The organism is Brevundimonas nasdae (assembly GCF_016654005.1).
GTDB classification, from domain to species: Bacteria; Pseudomonadota; Alphaproteobacteria; order Caulobacterales; family Caulobacteraceae; genus Brevundimonas; species Brevundimonas nasdae.
This window is the reverse complement of record NZ_JAEPWN010000010.1, coordinates 144,413-168,386: the sequence shown is the minus strand read 5'-3', so window position 1 is coordinate 168,386 and position 23,974 is coordinate 144,413. Positions and strand designations below refer to the sequence as shown.

The window sequence follows — 23,974 nt, the reverse complement described above, 5'->3', positions numbered from 1 at the left end:
TTTCTCTTTCCAAATCAACAATGTCAAAGACCCAAACCGCTCCAGCGGCCCGACTTGTTTAGCGCCGGTGTCGTCGGCGGAGGCGGGTGTTTAGTGAAGCCCGATCCTCATGTCAATCGCTCTTTTCAGAGATTTTGCAGACCGAAGAGCGAACCCTTCAAACCGCAAAAAATCACCGGGAGTAAGCTGCGAGGCTGACCCCTAAACCGTAGCTCGGCGTTTCGAATGAAGCGCGGAACCTAATGAAGCCAACCGATGAAAGCAAGAAGTTTTTCAACCTCTTTCCTTCGTGAACCGTGGAAACTGCTGTCCCCGCGGCCCGTCGGCCAGCCCGTTTCCGAGCGAGGCGGCTCTATACGGACCGCCCCCTTTGTCCGCAACCGGAATCTGACGCTTTTGCGAAGATTTTGGCAGACCCCGGATCGCTCAAGCTTCACCGTCCCTGCTGCGCCTGATTACAGCTGGCGACGCACCAGTTTTCCGTAGTGATCCATCAGATCCAGTGAAAGGGCGCCCGGCGTGAAGCGATAGTCGCCCACCTCCGCCACCGGCGTCACTTCGACCGCGGTTCCGGTCAGGAAGCATTCCGAGAAGCCGGACAGTTCTTTCGGCAGGATGTCGCGAACCACGACCTCGATCCCCTTAGCCTTGGCGATCTCGATCACCGTCTGGCGGGTGATGCCATCCAGGATGTGCTCGACCTTGGGCGTATGGATGACGCCGTCCTTGACGAAGAAGACATTGGCGCCCGTCGCCTCGGCGACATAGCCGCGCCAGTCCAGCATCAGGGCGTCGGCATAGCCATTACGCTCCGCCGCGTTCTTGGACATGGTGCAGATCATATATAGACCCGCCGCCTTGGCCGTGGTCGGCGCGGTCTGCGGATCGGGGCGGCGCCACTTGGACCATTCCAGACGCAGGCCGCGCGCCTTCACTTCCGGATCGAAATAGCTGGGCCAGTCCCACACGGCGATCGCCAGATGGACCTTGTTGTTCAGGGCCGAGACGCTGGTCTGTTCGGCGCCCAGATAGGCGACCGGGCGAACATAACAGTCCGTCAGCCCATTCTTGGCGCAGGTTTCATTGCAGAGCGCATCGATTTCAGCCACGCTGTACGGGATCTCGAAATCGAGCAGGTTGGCGGAGCGTTTCAGCCGCTCCGAGTGCGCGGTCAGCTTGAAGATTTCGCCGCCATACATACGCTCACCCTCGAAAACCGACGAGCCGTAGTGCAGAGCATGGGTCAGAACGTGCGTTTTTGCTTCCCGCCAGGGTACAAACTCGCCATTCATCCAGATCCATCCGTCACGATCGTCGAAAGGAACGAAGGCCATTGGAACACATCTCCCGCGAAACTGACGGTGTTAGAGCCGCCCGAATCGTTCAGGTCAACGCCCTGAGCGGGAGGAAAGACGCATGAGCATGACGGAATCACGCCCTTATGGCCGCTCCGGCCCCATCGCCGGGCCCGGCGTCGGCCGCCATCTGCTGATCGTCGACGACGACGACCGCATCCGCGAACTGCTCAAGGAGTTCCTGGCGCGCGAAGGTTATCGCGTCACCGGGGCCGCCCACGCCGCCGCCGCCAAGCGGATGATGGAGCTTATCGAGTTCGATCTGGTGGTGTTGGATGTCATGATGCCGGGCGAGAGCGGGTTTGATCTGACCACCTGGGTGCGGGGCAAGGCGGAGCTGTCCAAGACGCCGGTTCTGCTGCTGACCGCACGCGGCGATCCCGAAGACCGGATCGAGGGTCTGGCGCGCGGCGCTGACGACTATATGTCCAAGCCGTTCGAACCGCGCGAACTGGCGCTGCGGATCGAGGCCATTCTGCGTCGCACCGGGGGCAAGCCCATTGGTCCGCGCGAGATCAAGCTGGGCGCCGCCGTCTTCGACATGGAGCGGCTGGAGTTGACCCGCGAGGGCAAGCCCCAGCGTCTGACCGAGGCCGAGGCGCAACTGCTGAAGACGCTCGCGCTTCACGCCCATGCACCGGTTGAACGGATGAGCCTGTCGCCCGACACCGCCGACATCACCGGCCGCGCCGTCGATGTTCAGGTCACCCGCCTGCGCCGCAAGCTGGAAAGCGACCCCAAGAACCCGCGCTATCTGCAGACCGTGCGCGGCGTCGGCTATATGCTGGCGCCCGACTAAGGCTCTAAGCGGACCGGCTGAGGAAACATGCGGCTTCTGCCCGCCTATCTGTGGCCGCGTTTCCTGAAGCGGCGCCTGCCCACCTCGCTATGGGGGCGTTCACTGCTGATCATCGTGCTGCCGGTGCTGGTGATGCAGGTGGCGGTGACATGGATCTTCTTCGACGCCCACTGGCAGACGGTGACGGCGCGCCTGTCCGAAGGCCTGGCCGGCGACATCGCCTGGGCGGTCGAATCCTATGAGGACGACCCCAGCCCGCAGGGTCTGCAGCGTTTGGCCGACCGCGCAGAACGTTCGATGTCCCTGTCCATCGCCCTGCAGGAAGATCGCGTCCTGCCGACAGAGCAGAGGCGTGGCCCCATCGGGGTCGTCGACCGGGTTCTGGATCATGCGCTGCAATCGCGCCTAGACCGCCCCTACTGGTTCGACACCACCCGATATCCTTCCTACGTCGATATTCAGGTGCAGGAGCCGCAGGGGGTCTTACGCATCATCGCCCCGCGCGAAAGGGCCGTGGCGACCCAGGCCCATATCTTCGTGCTGTGGCTGACGATTGCGACCGTGCTGCTGATGGGCGTGGCCATCCTGTTCATCCGCAATCAGGTGCGCGCCATCGAGCGCCTGGCCGACGCCGCCGAAGCCTTTGGCCGAGGCGAGACGGTGCCGCGCTTCAAACCGCATGGCGCGCGTGAGGTCCGCGCCGCCGCCACCGCCTTCATGGCCATGCGCGACCGGATCCAGCGCCATATCGACCAACGCACCGCCCTGCTCGCCTCGGTCAGCCACGACCTGCGCACGCCGCTGACGCGCCTGCGTCTGGAGCTGGCGCTGGCGCCGCCCTTCAAGCGCCAGGCCGCCATGCGCGGCGACCTGGACGAGATGGAGCATATGATCGACGAATATCTGGCCTTCGCTCGCGGCGAGGCTGGAGAAACGCCGCAGCCGGTGTCCGTGCCCGACCTGCTGGGCGCCGCCGCCGATGACGCCCGGCGCGCCGGCGCCGAGGTCGAGTTGTCAGCGCCAGAGGGCCTGACCGCCATCTTGCGCCCCCTCGCCTTCAAGCGCGCCCTGGTGAACCTGGCCGGCAACGCCGCTTCTCACGGCGACCATGTTCGGCTGTCGGCTCGCGTCCTGACATCCGGCGGCGTCGAGATCGCCATTGAGGACGACGGCCCCGGCATTCCCGACGAGATGCACGAAGAGGCCTTCCGCCCCTTCTCGCGGTTGGACGATTCACGAAACCAGAACCGCAAGGGGGTGGGACTGGGTCTGGCCATCGCCCGCGACGTGGCGCGCAGTCATGGCGGAGACATCACCCTGGAACGCAGCGATCTGGGCGGACTGAAGGCTGTGATCCGGATTCCAGGCCCAGTGTCCCTAGCGCCAGCGGAAGCGGCGGCCGACTGAGCCTCCAACGACCCGTGTCGTTTCAAATCTGATACCCCCACTAGCGAAAACCTACGCCAAGGCGCATCTACAATCCCGACAGGGTTGGAGATGGAACAGATGCGTAAACTTGCTTTCTTCGCCCCCTTGGCCGCGACCCTGGCGGTCGCCGCCATGGCTCAGGCGCAGCCTCAGGCTCAAATTCAGGCCACCACACAGGTTCAGTCCGAAAATCAGGCGCCGTCCAATGTCACGGTGACCATCGGACGCGATCTGCAGACCAGGGTCGAGAAGCTGGGCGTGCGAGAGGTCAATGACCAGATTGCAAACCTGCAGTCCAACGTCGTGCGCGTGCTGGAGGAATCCTATCCCGGCGCCAGCGCTCAACTGGTGCTGACCGACCTCAAGCCCAACCGCCCGACCATGCAGCAGATGCGCGATACGCCGGGACTGGACCCGATCCGCAGCATCTCCATCGGCGGTGCGGCGATCGAAGGTCAGTTGACGACAGCGGACGGCCAGACCCGTGCGGTGAAGTTCTCATACTTCTCGCCGTCGATCCGTGACGTCTGGGGTTACGGCGTCTGGCAGGACGCCGACCGCGCGTTCGAGCGGTTCAGCGCCTATCTGCAACGCGGTCGTTTCTAGGGTTCAGCCCATCTCGCGGTTGCGGCGGACCGCCGCTGCAACCGTGTCGTGGGTCATGGCCGTCAGGCGGCCGCCGCGCGACAGGGCGTCCAGACCGGCGCGGGTCGAACCGCCCGGCGAGGCGATGCGGTCGATCAGAACCTCCAGCGGATCATCGCCCATCGCATCCGCAGCGGACCGCAGGGTGGCGCGCGCCAGAACATCGGCTGTCGCCGCGTCCAGACCCGCCGCCTCCCCGGCCCGCGCCAGGGCTTCTGTGAAGGCGTAGAAATAGGCCGCGCCCGATCCGGCTACGGCGGTGGCCGCGTCCATCAGAGCTTCTTCGTCCAGATCGACCGTCTCCGCCATCGGCTCGAACAGGGCTCGTCCCAGTGCGCGCGCATCGGCATCCGCAGACCAGACGGAAGCCACGCCCCGTCCGCGTGAGACGCCCGTGGTCGGCATGACCCGCACGATGGGCCATCCGCCGATGCCTTCAGCCAGCGTCGGCGCCATCACGCCCGCCATGACAGACAGGATCACCGCCTGGTCCCCCAGGAACGGCAGCAGCGGCGTCACGACCTCGCGCCATTTGGCGGGCTTCACCGCCAGCACGATGACCTGGGCCTCGGTCAGGGCCTCCAGCGGCGGATTGATCCGTGCGCCCTTGGCCCGCGCAAACTCAGCGACAGGCTTCTCGGACGGGCTGAGAATGACCAGGTTTTCAGCCGCAACTGTTTCAGTCAGCAGCCAGCCTTCCAGGATGGAAGACCCCAGACGGCCGCACCCGACCAGAACGACGGTTTCGCTCACAGCCATCAGGCGGTGCCGACGGTCTCGAACAGGCAGGCGTCGATCGCCTCCTGCGGCTTCTTGTTGCCCCGGACCATGAAGTCGAAGGCGGGATAATAGCGATCCGCCGCCTCAACCGCCGCATCAATCATTGACGCAGCCTGGGCCAGGGTCGGACGCTCGCCCATCGGCAGGGCGAGCGAGTGACGGAAAACGATCTCGCCATCCTCAGCCCAGACCTCGAAATGCCCCATCCAGGTGCGCTGATTGATCATGCCGACCAGTTCATAGGCGGCGGCCTTGCGGCTCTTGGCCACCTTCAGATCAAGCGCACAGCACAGCTGCAGGCAGTCCCCTTCAGGACGCCAGGCGAACCACAGCTCATAATCCTTCCAGTCGCCGGCCAGCGCGAACGCCAGATCACCGTCGTTGGTGCGGTCGAACGGCAGGTTTTCGGCCGTCAGAACGTGTTCGACTACTTCCAGCGGGTCGAAAGGCACGTCCGTTTCCTCTGGCCGGGCGATGTCCATCAAGCGTCTCGATTCAGGCGGCGGCCCCACGAGTCGGGGGCGTTAACGGGACGGTAAGCCTGTTCGCGGATTCGGCTCAACTGTCTGCGTCCGTTGCGGGAGTTCCATCTGTGGACGTTCCCTTGCGAGGCTTATTCGCGGGCTTTTCAGCCGCCTTCAGCGTCGCGATCTCGGCGCGCAGGGCGGCGATTTCATCTTTCAGAACGTCGAATTCGTCGCGACGGACCAAATCCATCTCGGCGGCGATCCGGTCAGCCTGCGCGCGCCAGGCCGTCTTGGCCTCTTCGCCCGCCGCCTGCGCCAGCCCCATGGCGCCCGTGGTCAGCTTGGCGAACTCATCCAAAAGGGGGTTGCGGGTCTGCATGGCGGGCTCCGACCTGACGTCGTTAACGAAATCTGACCCAATAGGGTGAACGAAACCTTTCTTTCTGCTGCTTCGGAGGCGCCATCAAGGCGTCGTGTTCACCCATCACTGCCATATCTCCTTCACAGGCGACGCAGGCGCCGTCGCTTGCTAAAGCTTCCAAGACTGAACCGACGAGGATCCCCACCTTGCCTTTTCCCGAATTCGACCCGGTCCTGATCCATCTGGGTCCGTTGCCGATCCGCTGGTACGCCCTGGCCTATGTCGCGGGCATCGTCCTCGGCTGGTGGTACGCGTCACGTCTGGCGCGCCGCGATAGCCTGTGGGCGCCAGGCCGCCCGCCGGTCAACAACACCCAACTGGATGATCTGGTCCTGTGGATCACCCTGGGCATCATCCTGGGCGGCCGGTTCGGCTACGCCCTCTTCTACAAGCCCGTCATGTTCGCCCAACTGTTCACCGGCCAGACCCTGGGCGAGCGGTTCGAACTGCTGCAACTCTGGACCGGCGGCATGAGCTTCCACGGCGGCTTCCTGGGCGTGGCCATCGCCATCATCCTTTTCGCCCGCCGTCAGAAGATAAACATGCTCAGCCTGGGCGATCTGGTCGCCCCCGTCGTGCCGCTGGGCCTGTTCTTCGGCCGCATCGCCAACTTCATCAATGGCGAGTTGTGGGGTCGCGAGACGACCGTTCCCTGGGCCATCCGCTTCTGCAACGCCCGCATCGAACAGATGTACGGCTTCTGCCCCGCCGGCGACGTCCCGCGTCACCCCAGCCAGCTTTACGAAGCCGGACTGGAAGGCCTGCTGCTGTTCTCGGTCCTGTCGCTGGCGATCTGGAAGTTCAAGCTGCTGCAGAAGCCGGGCTATATCACCGGCCTGTTCCTCGTCGGTTACGGCATCTGCCGCGCCGCACTGGAGAATGTGCGCGAGCCTGACTACGGCATGCCCCACTTCCCGCTCGGCCTGACCATGGGCATGATGCTGTCGATCCCGATGATCCTGGTCGGCGGCTGGCTGATCTGGCGGGCCTGGAACCGCTCGCCCGCCGCAGCATGAGCGCGCCGGTCGAAACCCTGAAGTCCCGGTTGGCGCGAGAGATCGCCCTGACCGGGCCCATGACGGTCGCCGACTACGTCACCCGCTGCCTGCATGACCCCAGAGGCGGCTACTACGCCTCGCGCCCATCGCTGGGCGAACGCGGTGACTTCATCACCGCCCCTCTGGTCAGCCAGATGTTCGGCGAACTGATCGGCCTGTGGGCGGTCGAGACCTGGCATCGCCTGGGCGCGCCCGAGCGGTTCCGTCTGGTCGAAGTCGGTCCCGGCGACGGCACGCTCATCAGCGACGCCCTGCGGGCCGCGCGCCTGGCGCCGGGCTTCCTGGAAGCCTGCGACCTGATCCTGATCGAGCCCAGCGCCCCCTTGCGAGACTTGCAGGCCCGGGCTCTGGCGGGCGCTGATCTGTCGCCGCGCTGGGTGCGTGACCTGACGCGGATCGAGACCGACGCGCCGGTCATCCTGATCGCCAACGAGGTGCTGGACTGCATGCCCGCACGTCAGTTCGTCCGCACGGAGGGCGGCTGGGCCGAGCGGCGCATCGGCGTCACAGACGACAACGACCTGACCTTCGGCCTGACCGCCATCTCTGGCGGTTTTGACAAGCCGTCCTTCGACATCGAACCCGGCCAGGTGTTCGAGATTTCGGAGCAGCAGCCCGTCTTCGGCCGCGATCTGGGCCTCTTGATGAAGGCCGCCTCGGGCGCCGCCCTGCTGATCGACTATGGCCGTGCGCGGCCAGAGGCGGGCGATACGCTTCAGGCCCTGCGTCGCCACCAGAAGGTGTCGCCGCTGGACAATCCGGGCGAGGCCGACCTGACCCAATGGGCCGACTTCCCCCTGGTGCTGGAGGCCGCGCTGCGTACCGGCGCCGACGTCACGGGCTGCCTGCCCCAGGGCGAGTTTCTGCGACGTCTGGGGATCGAAGCCCGCGCTGAACGCTTGAAGTCGGGACGGCCCGACGCGGCGCCCGTCATCGACCGCCAACTGAACCGCCTGACCGCCGACGACCAGATGGGACGCCTGTTCAAGGCTGCCGCGATCTTCTCGCCCCGATCGCTGATCGTACCGGGATGGGATGCCGAGTAGAAGACGACCATGACCGACCTTGCCCCCATCACCCATCCGCTGCTGACCGCCGCTGGCGTCAAGCACGGCTTCTTCACCCGCGCGGGCGGCGTCTCCACCGGCATCTATGAGGGGCTGAACGCTGGCGTCGGCTCAAAAGACGACCCCGCCGCCGTCGCCGAGAACCGTCGCCGGGTCGCAGAATCAATGGGCGCAGACGCCGACCACCTGAACGGCTGCTACCAGATCCATTCCGCCGTCGCGCGCGTCGCTGACGGTCCCTGGCATGGCGACCGACCAGAAGGCGACGCCGTCGTCACCGCCAATCCCGGCCTGCTGTGCTCGGTGCTGACCGCCGACTGCGCCCCGATCCTGATGGCCGATCCCGAGACCCGCATCGTGTCCGCCGTCCATGCCGGATGGAAGGGCGCCCTGGGCGGCGTCGTTCACTCCGCCGTCGCGGCGATGGAGGCCCTGGGTGCCGATCCGCGCCGCATCCTCGCCGTCGTCGGCCCGTGCATCGCCCAGGCCAGCTATGAGGTGGGCGTCGATTTCGAAGAACGTTTCGCCCATCACGACCGGGGCAGCGAACGCTTTTTCCACCCTGGCGTCGCGCCCGACAAACGCCAGTTCGACCTGCCCGGCTTCGTCCTGTGGCGCCTGCAGCAGGCAAGCGTCGGCCAGGCCGTCTGGACCGGCCACGACACCTGCGCCGACGAAGCCCGGTTCTTCTCCAACCGCCGCGCCTTCCAGCGCGGAGAACAAGATTTCGGACGCCTGATCAGCGTGATCGGGGTTTAGCGCAACCGACAGAACGCCCCCGCCCGTCCGGCCGGGAGAAGCCGGTCAGCCTGCTTCGGCCAGTTCCGGCACGCGGGTGATCACCCGCCAGGCATGAGGCGCCGCCAGCAGCGCGCGGACCAGCTTGTTGTTCAGGGCGTGACCCGCCTTGTAGCCTTCGTAACGGCCCAGCAGCGGCGCGCCCAGCACGTACAGGTCGCCGATGGCGTCCAGCGCCTTGTGCCGAACGAACTCGCGCTCCATGCGCAGGCCGCCGGGGTTCAGGATTTCGTCGCCGTCGATGACCACGGCGTTCTCCAGCGAACCGCCGCGCGCCAGACCCGCCTGACGCAGCGCCTCGACCTCATGGGCGAACCCAAAGGTGCGGCAAGCCATGATCTCTTGGCGGAAGGTCGGCTCATCCACGACGAAGTCGACGACCTGATTGCCGATCGCCGCCGACGGAAAGTCGATCTCGAACCGCATTTCATAACGGTCGCACGGCATCAGGGCGGCGTGCTTGTCGCCTTCGGTGACGTGAACCGTCTCCAGAATCTCGATGTAGCGCTGCGGCTGGGGCTGCGGACGGAAACCCGCGCGGTCCAGCAGCTTGACGAACTCCAGCGCCGAACCGTCCAGGATCGGCAGCTCCGGTCCATCCACCTCGACCACGGCGTTGGATACGCCCAGGGCGCAGAAGGCGGCCATCAAATGTTCGATGGTCGACAGGCGGACGCCCGCCGCATTCTCGATCATGGTGTTCAGGCGCGCATCCACCACGGCCTCGCCCGAAACGGGGATGCGGTTGTCGCGGTCGGTGACATCCGTGCGCACGAAGACGATGCCCGTGCCCGTAGGCGCAGGACGAACCGCCAGCCGCACCCGGCGGCCGGTGTGCACCCCGACGCCGGCGATGATGGCCGGCGCGATGATGGTGCGTTCGTGGTGATCTTGTCTGAACGACAAACTCAAACTCGCTTCTTAACTGCGCGCACCGCTGCGTGCGGATTGCGACCTGCGCTCCATTTAGCGGCAGGGCTGCAAGCACGAAATGAAAGTCGGGTTTCGGATTGTTTCGATACGAAACAGGCCCCTAAAGGCAGAACGCCCCGGAGCGCGAGGCTCCGGGGCGTTCATTGTTTCAGGGCTTAGCGCCTAGTTGGCCAGTCGGCGGAGAAATGAAGGAATCTCCAGGTCGTCGTCGGCCTGACCCATTTCCTGCTCGGGCTGGTGCGAAGGTTGGCTGGTCTGGCGCATCTGCGGCGCACCGCGGCCATAGGTCGGCTCCGGCTGCGGCTGAGTGCGTTTGCCGCGGCCGAACAGGCTCCAGCCGCTGCGACGGTGATCACGATCATCGTAGTCATCTTCGATGGCCGGTTGCTGCGGCGCGCGCGAGTACAGATCGGGCTGCGGTTCCGGGGCACGGGCCGCCGGAGCGCGGGTCTCATATTCCTCGACCCAGGGATCGACGATCGGCTCCAGATTACGCGGTGCCTCGGCGACGCGGATCACGGGTTCAGGGCGGGGCTCGGGCTCGCGCGCGGGCGGCGCCATGAAGGTCGGAACGACCGGAGCCGCCTCGATGCGGGGTTCAGGCGCGCGGGGGGCCTCGGCGCGGGTCGGCTCGCGATAGACGTCACGGGTCGGCTCGGGGGCGCGCGGTGCCTGCGTGCCATACAGACCACCCGCCGAACGGCGCGCTTCATGGCTGGCCAACGGCGCGGACGGGGCAACCGGATCGACGCGTTTGATCTCGCCCTCGTCCATGCCGGTCGCCACGACCGACACGCGGATCTTGCCTTCCAGGGCGGGATCGAATGCCGCGCCGAAGATGATGTTGGCGTCGCCGTCGACTTCGGCCGAGATGGCGTTGGCGGCCTCGTCGACTTCCAGCAGGGTCATGTCCAGACCGCCGGTGATGTTCACCAGCACGGCCTTGGCGCCCTTCAGCGAGGTCTCGTCCAGCAGCGGGTTAGCGATGGCGTTCTGAGCCGCCAGGAGGGCGCGGTCGTCGCCCGTGGCCTCGCCCGTGCCCATCATCGCCTTGCCCATTTCGGACATGACGGCGCGGACGTCGGCGAAGTCGAGGTTGATCAGGCCCGGCAGGATCATCAGGTCGGTGATCGAACGCACGCCCGAGTGCAGCACCTGGTCGGCCATGCCGAAGGCGTCCGCGAAGGTCGTGCGCTCGTTGGCGACGCGGAACAGGTTCTGGTTCGGAATGACGATCAGGGTGTCGACATAACGCTGCAGCTCGGCGACGCCCGAGTCCGCCAGGCGCATGCGGTGACGGCCTTCGAAGGTGAAGGGCTTGGTCACGACGCCGACGGTCAGGATGCCGCGATCACGCGCGCACTTGGCGATGACGGGCGCTGCGCCCGTGCCGGTGCCGCCGCCCATGCCGCAGGTGATGAAGACCATGTGCGCGCCTTCCAGGTGCGCGTGGATCTCGTCAGCGGACTCCTCGGCGGCGTTCATGCCGACCTCAGGATGGGCGCCTGCGCCCAGGCCTTGGGTGATGGTTTCGCCCAGTTGGATGCGACGGTCGGTCTTGGCGAACGACAGATGCTGCGCATCCGTGTTTGCGACGACGAACTCGACCCCTTCAAGGCCGGCGTCGATCATGTTGTTCACGGCGTTCCCGCCGGCGCCGCCAACGCCGAACACGACGATGCGGGGCTTCAGTTCAGTGTTCTGCGGCTTGACCAATGAAAGCGACATATCTGTTTTCCGACCTTGCGACCCTGCCCCTGCACTCCAATGCGACTACCCCGCCGAATCACATTGGTTATGAGCGCGTTAAGGATTGCGCCCATGAGGGTTAAGAGAAGGTTACGGCGATAATATGAGTCGCGTCATTTACCAGACAGCTTTTAGATATAACCAAGATCGTCGAACTTACAGTCTGATGCGTAGCGCGGCCGTTAAGTCAGCCCACAACAAAATAGCGGGGGGAGGGAATCCCCCGCCCCGCCATCTTGCAAGCTTAAGAACCAGTCAGATCAGAAGCTAACGCGAGCGCCAACGACGTAGCGACGCCCCAAGCCGTCATATACGTCCGGCTGGGTGGTCCAACCAGTGGGCTGACCCCAACCTTGGCCAATGTACACATACTTATCGAAGATGTTGTCCACGCCGACGAAAACGGTAGCCTTCGGCGTCACCGCGTAACGAACTTGCAGATCAGAGAAGGTCGTCAGAGGAATTCGACCGTCCTCATCGTAGTTGTTGCAGGGGTCAAGCTGATCAAAGCAGCTCTTACCGACGAACTGAGTCTGCCACGACACTGTCAAAGCGTCCCGTCGATACAGAAGATCGAGCTGAGCCTTGTTCTTTGACGTCCCAGTCATACCCGAAGATTCGACCAGTTCGCCACCAGGCAAGGCTGACTGCTTATATTCTTCAAGACGTTGATACGACAAGCTTGCTGTCAGGGTGCCCCAGTTTCCGTTCCAGTCCCTTGTTCCCGGGAAGTTATCCAGGCTGAAGACATAGCTGGCCATGACATCGAAACCGCTCGTCTTGAAGGTGCCAAGATTCTGAGTTTGCGAGTTCAGTTCACGCATCGCGCCGACTTGCGCCGTGCCCGTGGCGTAACGAACTACCGACTGACAGAACGGGCTGCTGGCGTCGTAGACACCGCCACTGTTGACATAGCACTCGTTCAGGCTGGTCCCGCGCGCCAGGTTTGCGATGATGTCGTCAATCTCGATGTTGAAGTAATCAACCGAAATCGAGAATGGCGTCAACCAATCATACCATTTGGCATTGAACAGAACTCCACCGGTGATGCTGGTGCTCTTCTCTTGTTTCAGGTTCGCGTTGCCGCTGTTGAAGCCGCCCGTACCTTGCGCTTCTGCTTGAGTCTGGGAGAAGACGCCATCACGCGCGACACGCGCCGCCAATGTCGGATCAGCCAAACATGCCCGTGCATTGTCACTGTCGATAGTGGCGGCATTGATGCCGCTAGCCGCAACTGCCGCAGGATTGGCGATGTTCTGGCGCGTGTTGTAGAATGCCGCCTTACCTTGAGTGACCGTCAGACCGCGGCAAGGGTCCGCCGTAGTTGGGAACGTCTGAGAACGCCCAGAATACAACTCACTAATATTCGGCGCACGCACTGCGACCGAATATTGCGAACGCAGCTTCAGCCAATCCGTAGGCATATACTCTAACGACGCGGCCCAAGCGCTTGTATTCCCGATCGTCGAATAATCCGACAACCGCCCAGACAAGTTCAAATCCAGTTGATGTGCAAACGGAAGATTCGCCAGCAAGGGAATATACAGCTCACCAAAACCTTCGATCACATTGAATGATCCTCTGGTTTCAGGGGCCACGTTACCAGAGGCCAAACCTTGCTGCAGCGTGGCGTCCGGAGTGTTGCGAGACTCTTCGCGGCGGTATTCACCGCCGAAAGAAAACTTCATGGTGCCTGCGGGCAGATTCACCAGGTCGCCACGGATGTTACCGTTCAGAACCTTCTGGTCCACAAAGGAGTCGAACGAGTTCTGCACCGCAATGTAGTCAACGACGCCCTGTGATGCGCCACCTTCCTCAAAAATACGGAACGGTGTGCAGCCGCGAGCTCGCTCAGCGATGTTACGGCAAGCAAGAACGCCTCCGCCCGTATCCACAACATCCAACACGTTAATCAAGCGATCCTTAAGGATGCCGCCCGTGGTGATTTGTTGTTCCGAGCTCCGGCCCCAGTTACCGCTGACTTCATACTTCAGGTTCATTGAGCCAGGAAGCTCGCCTTCCAAGCCGGCAACCACACGGAACAGGTCACGTGTCGCTTCGTTCTGTCGGTTGCCGAATTCGGTCATCCGGCGCTGGAAGCCGACCACACGTTGCGCATCAGTCAAACCAGGCGTCCGCGCACGAACTTGATTTCGGATTGATTCAGGCACGATCGCGCTGAGCAGGGGAATGCCATAAAGACAGCCATTCGCTGCCGAACATTGTGGATTCAACCCAATGTCTTGTGCGTCGCGGAAAATATCCGCCCCGCTGACAGGGCTCGATTCAATGTCGCTCTTGGTGGAGCCCCGGAAATAAGACCCTTCCAAGAAGAAACGATTGTCGTCGTTAAACTTGTAAATTGCCTGTCCCGAAAATTGCAGCGCGGAGTTCGGGACATAAAGCAGACGCTCTGCTTGGCGATTGAAGCCGTCCGTGCCTGCAGCATACGGTCTGGCCGCGCCTGTTGTCGGCTCATAAACGACGTTGGTGTTATTCAGGCCGATACCCGGGAGGATGGCCACCCCCCTAGGGATGAAGCTTGAACCAAAGAAGTAGACCGTTTCCCCGAACGTGCCCCCAACATTTAGCCCGTTTATACCATCCACCGCCATGTCGCGGTCACCACGATCCTTGGCGAAGACAGCCTTGTTGTCCTGGTAGGACAATGTCCCCACGAAGTTGCCGCGATCATCCGCAAAGTTCGAACCAAACTTGGTGCCGATCTTAAAGGTTTCGCGGTCTCCTCGGTCCGTGATGCCGTATTGGCCGAACATCTCGAAGCCGTCGTAATTTCTGTCCGTGATGATATTTATAACGCCGGCCAGTGCGTCCGATCCATAGATGGACGATGCTCCGCCCGTCACAACGTCGACACGGTCCACAAATTCAGTCGGCAAGCTGTTGAAATCGACGATTTGCGAGCCCGGCAAACCAGCAACAAATCGGCGACCGTTGACCAGAACGAGTGTTCGGTCTTCACCGAGATTGCGCAACTCCACGGTTGCGACACCATTACCTTGAGTATAGAAATTAGAGTTGGTAGGCGTCAACGACGACACGCCCGCAGCGGGAAGGGTCCGCAGAATTTCACCCAGATTGACCTCGCCCGTGACGGCGATGTTTTGGGCCGTTACGACCTGGACCTGCGTCGGTGATTCCTGGTTAGGGCGGGCGATACGCGACCCCGTGACAACGATCTCACCCACCTCATCAGCATCACCATCCACCGGCGCCTTAGCCCTGCTGGACTGAGCAAATGCAGGAGCCGAAACGGCAATCAAGCCAGCGAGCACCGTCGTGCTAAAAAGATATTTGCGTTTGAAAAGCATTCCTCGACCCCATCCAAGGTTGAATTAATAACCAAAGACTGTGCGGACAGCCCGCGCCCCTGATAACGCCGGTCTATTGGAATGTGAGGATCAAGCAACCTTTGTGGCGCAAATTGGACTAAGCGAACGATGAAATGTTACAAAAAAAACACAGATTGGCGACGCTTGGAGATAACAGGAGGTGATGAATTTTCTTAAAAATTGGAAATTTTTGCTAACTATTCAGAAATATGTAGTATATTTTCTTATTATTTCGCACGTTATAAGCAGCGCGTGCAATTTTCACACATATCCACCGATGCCGTCGAGCTTAAGCAAAAATGCGGCACAGCATTTTCGCGTGGAGCGACGAGGGCTAAAAGGCGAAAAAACGACAAAATGAACGTCGTTTCACATTCAGCGGCTGACGGAAACTTTTGCTGAAAATACCACCTACAGGTTGTCCCGCAACCAGCCTGCGACGCGGCCAACGACATTGCCGCGGTGGACGCGCGGCGCATCCGCCGCTGTGATCTGCCTCGCCATCAGCTTGCGGGCCGACACGGCTTCGCGGGGGCCGTAGGCGGCGCGGAGGAGGACGCCGGCGGTGGCGCAGAAGGCGGGACCGGAGGCGGCGTCGGCCAGGTGGGGGGCGCGCTGCGGTTTGCCCAGACGGACAGGGCGGTCGAAGACGCGCACGGCCAGTTCACGCACGCCGTTCAGTTGGCTGGCGCCGCCGGTCAGGACCAGGCCTGCACCCGGCTCCAGGCCGACGCCAGCGGCTTTCAGACGGTCGCGAAGCAGTTCGAGCGTTTCCTCGACGCGGGGGGCGATCACGGTCTTCAGCATGGCGCGCGGTACGATGACCGGGCCAGCCGAGGCGTCTTCGCCGCGCGGCGGGGCCTCCAGCATTTCACGGTCTTCGTTGGCGCTGGCCATGGCCGAGCCGTGCAGGGTCTTCAGGCGTTCAGCGCCGACCTTGGACGTCGACAGGCCGCGGGCGATGTCGGAGGTGACATGATCCCCGCCCACATTCAGGCTTTCGATGTGCAGCAGAGAGCGCCCACCCCAGACGGCGGCGCTGGTCGAGCCGCCGCCCATGTCGATGCAGACGGCGCCCAGATCCATCTCATCCTCTTCCAGCGCGGCCAGGGATGAAACGACCGGTGCCGCGGCGACGCCCTGCAGGTCCAGGTGCGCCAGTTCGAGGCAATGGCTCAGGGTCGTGAACACATTCTCGGCCATCGAAACGACCAGCAGGTCCAGACCGAGCGAGCCGCCCCGCATCGAGCGCGGATCATGCACGCCACGCGCGCCATCCACGGACCACCCGATCGGCAGGACGTGGATCGGGCGGCGATTGGGCAGGCGGATCTGGGCTAGGGCCATGCCGATGGCGCGGGCCAGATCGGCATCGCCTACGGGGTTTGCGCCCAAAGAGACACGGGCCTGCACCCGGTGACTGGCCATCTGGCCGATGGCCGTCGTGACGACGACGCCGGACACAGGGCTTTGCGCCGCGCGTTCGGCGCGTTCGACGGCATGGCCGATGGCCTGGGCGGCCTCGTCCATATTGATGATGGCCCCGCCCCGGATGCCCTTGGACTGGACGTGGCTGGCGCCCGCAACGCGGATGGTGCGGTCGGCGTGACGCACACCGTCGGGCTTCATGATGAAGCAGGAGACCTTGGACTGGCCCAGGTCCAGCGCCGCCACTACAGGCGCGCGTCCGGCGCGCGGGTCCAGAGACGCCCCGCGATCACCACCTTTGCCGCCCTTGCCGCCCTGCTTGCCCGCCATCGTCGTCTTCATCCCAGTCTCGTCTCAGGCGCCGGCGGGTCGCACGGCGACCTCGTCGGGAGTTCTCAAATCGACGCGGGCGAAGCCCAGGTCGAGCAGGCGTTCGCGCTGATCCAGCGCATCGAGGCGGATCAGGGCCGCCTCCTGTTCCGTCGCAGGCAGTTGGATCAGACTGCCGTCCTTGAGCCGCAGGTCCCAGCGGCGCTCGTCCACGCGGACCAGGGCGTCGATCCGGCCCATCAGGCGCGGACGCTGGTTCAACAGCGGCAGGATGTCCCCGGCGGCCACGTCGGCGCCCTTGCCCACCACCAGCGGCAGATTGGGATAACGACGCGCGTCTGCGCCGGTGATCACCTGGCCCCGGGAGTCGATCACCTTGATCTGACCAGCCTCCTGCCAGACGGCCAGGCGGTCATGCTCCTTGATCTCGACAATCAGGGTGTCGGGCAGCAGGCGAACGACACGCGTCTCCTTGACCCAGCCCACCGCTTGGACGCGATCGCGGATCGCATCCAGATCCAGACTGGTGATCGGCTGTCCTGCGTGCAGGTCCAGCGCGCGGCGGATGTCGGGTTCGGCCTCGGCCGTGGCGCCGGTGATATGCACCCGGTTCAGCGTCAGGCCCATGCTGGCCGTCAGATTGTCGACGCCGTGCGAGAAGGAGGCGCCGATACGTTCGGCCCGCGCGCCCGTCGCCAGAACCACGCCCAACAACACGGCGCCGCTCGCCAGGGCGATGATCATGGTGCGAGGCGAAACGTCGATCCGGCCGATGGCGGCCATCTTTCCGGGGATGGCGGACGCATTCTGAGAGCCGCCGCGCGAACGCCCGCCCCCGCCGGAGCCTGCGCCCTTGGGGCCTTGAGAATTCTGTCGCCGACCGCCGCGAACTACCGCGGGCATGAGGCGTCCTCCACCATCCACCGAACCAGGTCTTCGTAGCTCATTCCGGAATAGGCGGCCTGCTCTGGCGCGAGCGAGGTCGGGGTCATGCCGGGCTGAGTGTTGACCTCCAGTAGAACGAGATCGTCCTTAACATCGTCATAACGGAAGTCGGACCGGGAAACCCCTCGGCAACCCATTGCAGCATGGGCCAGCTCGGCCTGACGCAGCGCCGTCTCGAACACATGGGCGGGCAGCACTGCAGGCAGCACATGGACCGAGCCCCCGGGCGCATATTTGGCTTCATAATCATAGAAGCCCTTGGTCGGGGTGATGTCGGTCACGGTCAGGGCGCGCGGACCCGTCGCCTCTCCGATCACGGTGACGCACAGTTCCTTGCCCGCGATATAGGGCTCTACCATCACCTGTTCGCCATAAGCCCAGTCGGAGGCGCCGACCTCGGCCTGAGGGCGGTTGGCGCCTTCGGGCACCAGGAAGACGCCGACGGATGAGCCCTCGGCGTTCGGCTTGATGACATAGGGCGGGTCGATGACGTGGCGGCTGGCGACCTCATGACGGTCAAACAAACCACCGCCCGGCACCTTGACGCCTGCAGCCCGCAGCACGGCCTTGGACTTGTCCTTGTCCATCGCCAGGGCCGAGGCCAGCACGCCGGAATGGGTGTAGGGGATTTTCAGCGTTTCCAGAACGCCCTGAACACAGCCGTCCTCGCCCCAGGCGCCGTGCAAGCAGTTCAGCACCACGTCAGGCTTAATCAGGCCGGCCAGCACATTGGCCAGGTCACGCCCCGCGTCCACGCGGCTGACGCGCACGCCCTGCCGCTCCAGCGCCCGGGCGCACTGTTCGCCAGACGACAGCGACACTTCGCGCTCGGCGGAAAGACCGCCCATCAGGACGGCGACATGCAGATCTTGGAAAGGACGGGTCATGCGTGGCTCCAGCAGGAACCGATGCAACAAATGTCCTTAACAGGTCATCAACCTTATCGCCCCGCCGCTCAAATTCGATGTTCGCGAAAAGGAACGCGCAGCGACTTCAGACGACCCTGCGGCCGATGCGTTTGATCTCCCAGTCCAGTTGAACGCCGGTCTTCAGCAGCACATCGGCGCGAACAGCTTCGCCCAGGCCTTCGATGTCAGCGGCGGTGGCTTCGCCGGGGTTGATCATGAAGTTGGAGTGCAGGTCGCTGAACATGGCCCCTCCCCCGGTTTCCGTATGCAGCTTGCCGCGCCAGCCCGCCTCGTCGACCAGCTTCCACGACGAATGGCCGGGCGGGTTCTTGAAGGTTGAACCGCCGGTCTTTTCACGGATCGGCTGGGTGGTTTCGCGACGGCTGGTGATCTCGCTGATCCGTGCGGCGACAGCGTCGGGCGCATCGGGTGTTCCGCGATAGACGGCCTCGATCCAGATGATGTCGGCGGGCGCTTCGGAATGACGATAGGTGTAGCCGAAGTCGGCCAGCGTATAATCGACCCGTTTCCCCGTCCGCGTCAGACCCCAGGCCGACACCAGCACATCCTTGGTCTCGGCGCCGTAGCAGCCTGCATTCATCGTCAGGGCGCCGCCGATGGTTCCGGGTATCCCGGCATAGAACTCCAGCCCCGCGATTCCCGCTTTGGCCGAGGCGCGGGCCACCATGGAATCCAGCGCGCCTGCGCCCGCCGTGATGGTGTCGCCTTCCGCCGTCACGCCCGCGAACGGACGCCCGGCCAGACGGATCACAACGCCCTCGACCCCGCCGTCACGCACAATGACGTTGGACCCGACGCCCAGCACCGTCACCGGCACGGAGGCGTCCAGCCCCTTCAGGAAGTCCGCCAGATCATCGGCGTCGGCGGGAATGAACAGCAGTTCCGCCGTCCCGCCCACGCGGAACCAGGTGAAGGGCGCCAGAGGCTCATCGCGCAACAGCTTGCCACGCACGGAAGGGAGATCATCACGCCAGGTCATGTCTGCTCCGATAGCGGCGTCGGCATGGAAATCAAAGAGGCCGCGTCCTGCACACTGGCCTGCACCGCGCGGCGTCGCCTAAAGACGCGGGATGAAACTGCTCTCCGCGCTCAAGATCATCGCGCTCAGCATGGCGCTGACGGCTGTATTGCTGCTGGGCTGGATCGGCCTTTCGGTCCTGGCCTACAATCACGGCGCTGGGGCCATATCATCCAATGCGGTGCTGAATTTCATGCTGGCCGCGCTGCTGGCCTTCATCGGCCTGCCGATCCTGCACCGCGCCTTCTACCGCTATTTCTGGGCCATCCGGCGCAAGCTGGCGTCGGGCGAGATGCAGATCGGCGACAGAATGCCAGTCATCGGCTCTGAACCCCACGCCCCGCCGCCGCGCACCGCCAAGACGCGGGGGCAGATCGCCCTCTACGCCGTCTTCTATGTGATCGGCATCGCGTCCTTGCTCGCGATCTATGTGCCGATCGGCCATCAGGAGGGGCTGAACGCCTTTCTCTCCCGGTTCAGCGCAGGGCGCAGTTCATTCACCACCCTGGCCACGCTGGTCATCATCTATCTGCCGATGGCGATCACCCTGGCGCTGATCTTCCCCTTCGTCGATGCGGACAAGAAGCTGATCCAGAAGGGCGGTGCCGACGCCGACGAAATCCTGCGGCTGCAGGATCGTCAGGAATGGCTGTTCTCGTTCGCCACAGCCTATGTCTGCGTCGGCTTCCTGACCTTCATCGCCGGACACATGATCCTGCGGTTCCTGGCGTGAGTTAAGACAGCGCGCAGACCGCTCAGCCCTTCAGCGCCTCCAGTTGTCCCGGCAGGGCATAGGCCCAGGCGGTGATGTCGCCTGCACCCAGCAGGACGACCAGATCGCCCGGCCGGGCTTCCTCAGCGATCACGCCCGGCAGGGCCTGCACGCTTTCCAGCGGCTGGACCGAGCGGTGGCCGAAGCGGCGCGCGCCCTCGACCAGCGCATGTTTGTCCACCCCCTCCAGCGGCGCTTCGCCTGCCGGATAGACGTCGGCGACGATCACGGAATCCGCGTCGGAAAAGCAGGTGGAGAACTCTTCCATCAGGTCGCGCAGGCGGGTGTACCGGTGCGGCTGGACGACGGCGATGACGCGGCCCGAACCATCGGCGTTCTGGGCCACTTGACGCGCGGCCTTCAGAACAGCGGCGATCTCGACCGGGTGGTGGCCGTAGTCGTCGACGATCCGCACGCCGTTGACCACGCCCGTGGTGGTGAAGCGACGCTTGACCCCGCCGAATCCGGCCAGACCGGTCTTGATAGCGTCATCGGCCACATCCAGTTCACGCGCCACGGCGATGGCGGCAAGCGCGTTGGCGACGTTGTGGCCGCCCGCCATCGGCAGGTGCAGTCCCTCGATCCGCGTCTCGTCGGCTTCGGCGCCCGCGCCCTGGAAGACCACGTCGAACCGGCAGCCGTCCGGCCCCATGTCGATATTCTCGGCCCGCACCATGGCCTGAGGATTGACGCCATAGGTCACCAGACGCCGATTATCGATGGCGGCGACCAGACGCTGCACCTCCGGGTGGTCCAGACAGACGGCGGCGAAACCATAGAAGGGGATGTTCTCGACGAAATCGATGAAGGCTTTCCGCACCCCTTCGAAGTCGCCGTAGTGGTCCAGATGCTCGGGGTCGATGTTGGTGACGATGGCCACCGTCGACTTCAGACGCAGGAAGCTGCCGTCCGATTCATCCGCCTCGACCACGATCCAGTCGCCGTCGCCGACTTTCGCATTGGTGCCATAGGCGTTGATGATGCCGCCGTTGACGATGGTGGGGTCCAGACCGCCCGCATCCAGCAAGGCCGCGACCATGGATGTCGTCGTAGTCTTGCCGTGCGTGCCGCCGACCGCCACCGAGAACTGCAGCCGCATCAGCTCGGCCAGCATCTCGGCGCGCCGCACCAGTGGGATCCGACGCTCGCGCGCCGCCATCATCTCCGGGTTGGTCGCCTTGACCGCCGTGGAATAGACCACCGCCGAAACGCCCTCGCCCACATGGGCGGCGTCATGGCCGATGAAGATTTTCGCGCCCAGTTGCTCCAGCCGTTCGGTGTTGGCGCTGGCCTTGGCGTCCGAACCCTGAACCGAATAGCCGATCTTCAACATGATCTCGGCGATGCCGCTCATGCCTATGCCGCCGATGCCGACAAAATGGACTGGGCCAAGATCAAAGGGGACGGGGCGTAGGCGTGCGATCATCCAAGCCTCTTAGACGCCGTCTTGGCCCCTGCGAAGAGCGCCGCGCCTTAGGCGCGAACTTTTCTGTTGGTCCGTGTCCCCCGAAGTTTCTTCCGTGACGCTGGGACCATTGCGGCCCGGCCGCGTTCGCTCTGCACATATCCATGATGACAGGGAGGTTTTCATGACGACCAGGAAGATCACGGAAGCGACCGCGGGTGATGGCGGGGAACTGCATCAGACCGCCTCTGCGCCTGAGGCCCGCACCACCACCAATCATGGGGCACCGATCAGCGACAATCAGAATTCGCTGAAGGCGGGGACGCGCGGTTCGACCCTGCTTGAGGACTTCATCCTCCGCGAAAAGATCCAGCATTTCGACCATGAGCGCATTCCCGAGCGCATCGTCCACGCCCGCGGCTCGGCCGCCCATGGCTTTTTTGAACTGACCGACAGCCTGGCCGAGTTCACGACGGCGAAAATCCTGACCGAGGTGGGCAAGAAGACCGAACTGTTCACCCGCTTCTCCACCGTCGCAGGCGGCGCCGGATCGGTGGACACGCCGCGTGACGTGCGCGGCTTCGCGGTCAAATTCTATACAGTCGAGGGCAACTGGGATCTAGTCGGCAACAACATCCCCGTCTTCTTCATTCAGGACGCGATCAAATTCCCCGACCTGATCCATTCGGTGAAGATGGAGGCGGACAAGGGCTATCCCCAGGCCGCCAGCGCCCATGACACCTTCTGGGACTTCATCGGCCTGATGCCGGAAAGCACCCATATGCTGATGTGGGCCATGTCCGACCGGGGCATCCCGCGCAGCTTGCGGATGATGGAAGGCTTCGGCGTCAACACCTTCCGCCTGATCAACGCCGAGGGCACGCCGACCTTCGTCAAATTCCACTGGCGGCCCAAGCTGGGGACCCAGTCGACCTGCTGGGACGAGGCGGTCAAGATCGCAGGCGCCGATCCCGACTACCACCGCCGCGACCTCTATGAAGCCATCGCCCAGGGCGACTTCCCCGAATGGGAGTTCGGCGTCCAGTTGTTCAGTCAGGCCGAAGCCGACGCCCTGCCCTTTGACATCCTGGACCCGACCAAGCTGGTCCCGGAAGAGGATCACCCGATCCGCATCATCGGCCGCATGGTGCTGAACCGCAACCCGGACAACTTCTTCGCCGAGACGGAACAAGCGGCCTTCCTGCCGACCAATATCGTCCCGGGCATCGACTTCTCCGAAGACCCGCTGCTGCAGGGGCGGCTGTTCTCCTATCAGGACACCCAGCTGTCGCGTCTGGGCACGGTCAACTTCCACCAGATCCCGATCAATCAGGCCAAGGGTTGTCCGTTCCAGAACTTCCAGCGCGACGGTCATATGCAGACCCAGGTCTTCAAGGGCCGCGCCAATTACGAACCGAACAGTCTGGCCGAAAACGGCGAGGACGGCGGGCCGCGCGAAGATCCCAAGGGCGGTTTCCGCACCGCCCCCATTGCGGTCGAGGGTGAGAAGGTCCGCCTGCGCGCCGAAACCTTCGCCGACCACTACAGCCAGGCGCGTCTGTTCTTCCGCTCACAGACCGCGCCCGAACAGGCCCACCTGGCCAGCGCCATCGTTTTCGAACTGTCCAAGGTTTCGCTGGACCATGTGCGTCAGCGCATCCTGGGCAATCTGAGGAACGTCGATGAAGACCTGGCCAAACGTGTCGCCAACGGCCTGAACCTGCCGCTGCCCAAGGCATCTTCCCCCGCGGTCGCGCCGGTCGATCTGGAGCCGTCGCCTGCCCTGCGCATCCTGGGCAAGTACCCGGACACGCTGAAGGGCCGAAAGGTCGCCATACTGGTCGCGGACGGCTCGGACGGCGCCGTCGTGTCGTCAGTACGCAAGGCGGTTGAGGGCGACGGCGGCTCTGTCTTCATCGTCGCGCCCAAGATCGGCGGGGCCAAGCTGGCGGACGGGTCGACCCTGGCGGCCGATGGCCAGTTGGCCGGCAGTCCCTCGGTCCTGTTCGACGCGGTGGCCATCATCCTGTCCGACGACGGCTGCGCGCAGTTGCTGAAGGAAGGGGCCGCCGTCGATTTCGCCAAGGACGCCTTCGGTCACCTGAAGGCCGTCGGCTTCACGCCTCAGGCCCAACCGCTGCTGGACAAGGCAGGCGTCGAGCCTGACGACGGCGTCGTCGACATCGCCCAATCGGCGAAGGGCTTCATCGAACCGGCCCGCACGCGGCAGTGGGACCGCGAGCCCAAGGTGCGGATGCTGGCCTGACAGAATGGAAACCGACGCGATCTTTCGC

20 protein-coding genes are annotated in these 23,974 nt (G+C 63.9%); 8 read left to right on the top strand and 12 right to left on the bottom strand.

All coding sequences use genetic code 11. The features are described from left to right. Positions 1–455: 455 nt before the first annotated feature. On the bottom strand, positions 456–1,334 hold the full coding sequence (locus JKF87_RS15060; RefSeq protein WP_201100702.1) for a branched-chain amino acid aminotransferase: 879 nt from the start codon (positions 1,332–1,334) through the stop codon (positions 456–458). 88 nt (positions 1,335–1,422) lie between these two features. Between JKF87_RS15060 and JKF87_RS15055 the strand changes: the two genes are divergently transcribed. The 3 genes from JKF87_RS15055 to JKF87_RS15045 all read left to right on the top strand — a co-directional run bounded on the left by JKF87_RS15055 (position 1,423) and on the right by JKF87_RS15045 (position 4,188). Further along, on the top strand, positions 1,423–2,154 hold the full coding sequence (locus tag JKF87_RS15055) for a response regulator (protein WP_370874350.1): 732 nt from the start codon (positions 1,423–1,425) through the stop codon (positions 2,152–2,154). Positions 2,155–2,181: 27 nt separating this feature from the next. After that, the gene (locus JKF87_RS15050; RefSeq protein ID WP_201100700.1) at positions 2,182–3,561 is read left to right on the top strand and encodes an ATP-binding protein; all 1,380 of its coding nucleotides are present in this window, start codon (positions 2,182–2,184) and stop codon (positions 3,559–3,561) included. Positions 3,562–3,660: 99 nt separating this feature from the next. Beyond that, positions 3,661–4,188 (top strand): hypothetical protein, encoded by a 528-nt coding sequence (locus JKF87_RS15045; protein ID WP_201100699.1) that lies wholly within the window; start codon positions 3,661–3,663, stop codon positions 4,186–4,188. A gap of 3 nt (positions 4,189–4,191) precedes the next feature. Here the strand turns inward: JKF87_RS15045 and JKF87_RS15040 are convergent, their stop codons facing one another. The 3 genes from JKF87_RS15040 to JKF87_RS15030 form a co-directional block, all read right to left on the bottom strand. Then, positions 4,192–4,986: a pyrroline-5-carboxylate reductase family protein gene (locus JKF87_RS15040; RefSeq protein WP_201100698.1), complete on the bottom strand. Its 795-nt coding sequence runs from the start codon at positions 4,984–4,986 to the stop codon at positions 4,192–4,194. Further along, on the bottom strand, positions 4,986–5,489 hold the full coding sequence (locus JKF87_RS15035) for a type III secretion system chaperone family protein (RefSeq protein WP_201100697.1): 504 nt from the start codon (positions 5,487–5,489) through the stop codon (positions 4,986–4,988). The genes JKF87_RS15040 and JKF87_RS15035 overlap by 1 nt, the downstream gene beginning before the upstream one ends. Positions 5,490–5,565: 76 nt before the next feature. Continuing rightward, positions 5,566–5,853: an accessory factor UbiK family protein gene (locus JKF87_RS15030; protein ID WP_201100696.1), complete on the bottom strand. Its 288-nt coding sequence runs from the start codon at positions 5,851–5,853 to the stop codon at positions 5,566–5,568. A gap of 188 nt (positions 5,854–6,041) precedes the next feature. Between JKF87_RS15030 and lgt the strand changes: the two genes are divergently transcribed. From lgt to pgeF, 3 genes are read left to right on the top strand one after another with little or no spacing between them, the layout of a single operon-like run. Further along, positions 6,042–6,911 (top strand): prolipoprotein diacylglyceryl transferase, encoded by an 870-nt coding sequence (gene lgt / locus JKF87_RS15025; protein WP_201100695.1) that lies wholly within the window; start codon positions 6,042–6,044, stop codon positions 6,909–6,911. Beyond that, positions 6,908–7,999, top strand: coding sequence for a class I SAM-dependent methyltransferase (locus JKF87_RS15020; RefSeq protein ID WP_201100694.1), 1,092 nt, complete (start codon positions 6,908–6,910; stop codon positions 7,997–7,999). Before lgt ends, JKF87_RS15020 begins: the two co-directional genes overlap by 4 nt. A gap of 9 nt (positions 8,000–8,008) precedes the next feature. Beyond that, positions 8,009–8,779: a peptidoglycan editing factor PgeF gene (pgeF, locus tag JKF87_RS15015; RefSeq protein WP_201100693.1), complete on the top strand. Its 771-nt coding sequence runs from the start codon at positions 8,009–8,011 to the stop codon at positions 8,777–8,779. A 45-nt stretch (positions 8,780–8,824) separates the two neighbouring features. Here the strand turns inward: pgeF and lpxC are convergent, their stop codons facing one another. From lpxC to murB, 7 genes are all read right to left on the bottom strand, one after another. Further along, entirely contained in the window at positions 8,825–9,724 is a 900-nt protein-coding gene (lpxC, locus tag JKF87_RS15010; RefSeq protein WP_201100692.1) for a UDP-3-O-acyl-N-acetylglucosamine deacetylase, read from the bottom strand. A 189-nt stretch (positions 9,725–9,913) separates the two neighbouring features. Further along, positions 9,914–11,479 (bottom strand): cell division protein FtsZ, encoded by a 1,566-nt coding sequence (gene ftsZ, locus JKF87_RS15005; protein ID WP_201100691.1) that lies wholly within the window; start codon positions 11,477–11,479, stop codon positions 9,914–9,916. Positions 11,480–11,760: 281 nt separating this feature from the next. Further along, positions 11,761–14,832 carry a TonB-dependent receptor plug domain-containing protein gene (locus JKF87_RS15000; protein WP_201100690.1) on the bottom strand — a complete coding sequence of 1,024 codons (3,072 nt, stop codon included), beginning with the start codon at positions 14,830–14,832 and terminating at the stop codon, positions 11,761–11,763. Between the two features lie 432 nt (positions 14,833–15,264). Beyond that, positions 15,265–16,482 (bottom strand): cell division protein FtsA, encoded by a 1,218-nt coding sequence (gene ftsA / locus JKF87_RS14995; RefSeq protein WP_236261425.1) that lies wholly within the window; start codon positions 16,480–16,482, stop codon positions 15,265–15,267. A 153-nt stretch (positions 16,483–16,635) separates the two neighbouring features. Next, complete coding sequence (locus JKF87_RS14990; RefSeq protein WP_201100689.1) at positions 16,636–17,514, bottom strand: cell division protein FtsQ/DivIB; 879 nt, start codon at positions 17,512–17,514, stop codon at positions 16,636–16,638. Beyond that, positions 17,502–18,443 carry a D-alanine--D-alanine ligase gene (locus JKF87_RS14985; protein ID WP_201100688.1) on the bottom strand — a complete coding sequence of 314 codons (942 nt, stop codon included), beginning with the start codon at positions 18,441–18,443 and terminating at the stop codon, positions 17,502–17,504. Before JKF87_RS14985 ends, JKF87_RS14990 begins: the two co-directional genes overlap by 13 nt. A gap of 106 nt (positions 18,444–18,549) precedes the next feature. Beyond that, positions 18,550–19,464, bottom strand: coding sequence for a UDP-N-acetylmuramate dehydrogenase (murB, locus tag JKF87_RS14980; RefSeq protein ID WP_201100687.1), 915 nt, complete (start codon positions 19,462–19,464; stop codon positions 18,550–18,552). A 91-nt stretch (positions 19,465–19,555) separates the two neighbouring features. Here murB and JKF87_RS14975 point away from each other — a divergent pair, with 91 nt between their 5' ends. After that, entirely contained in the window at positions 19,556–20,236 is a 681-nt protein-coding gene (locus tag JKF87_RS14975; RefSeq protein ID WP_201100686.1) for a hypothetical protein, read from the top strand. A gap of 22 nt (positions 20,237–20,258) precedes the next feature. Here the strand turns inward: JKF87_RS14975 and murC are convergent, their stop codons facing one another. Then, positions 20,259–21,701, bottom strand: coding sequence for a UDP-N-acetylmuramate--L-alanine ligase (gene murC / locus JKF87_RS14970; RefSeq protein WP_201100685.1), 1,443 nt, complete (start codon positions 21,699–21,701; stop codon positions 20,259–20,261). A 163-nt stretch (positions 21,702–21,864) separates the two neighbouring features. Here murC and JKF87_RS14965 point away from each other — a divergent pair, with 163 nt between their 5' ends. Then, a complete protein-coding gene (locus JKF87_RS14965; protein WP_201100684.1) occupies positions 21,865–23,946 on the top strand; it encodes a catalase in 2,082 nt (693 codons plus the stop codon). Positions 23,947–23,974 lie beyond the last annotated feature (28 nt).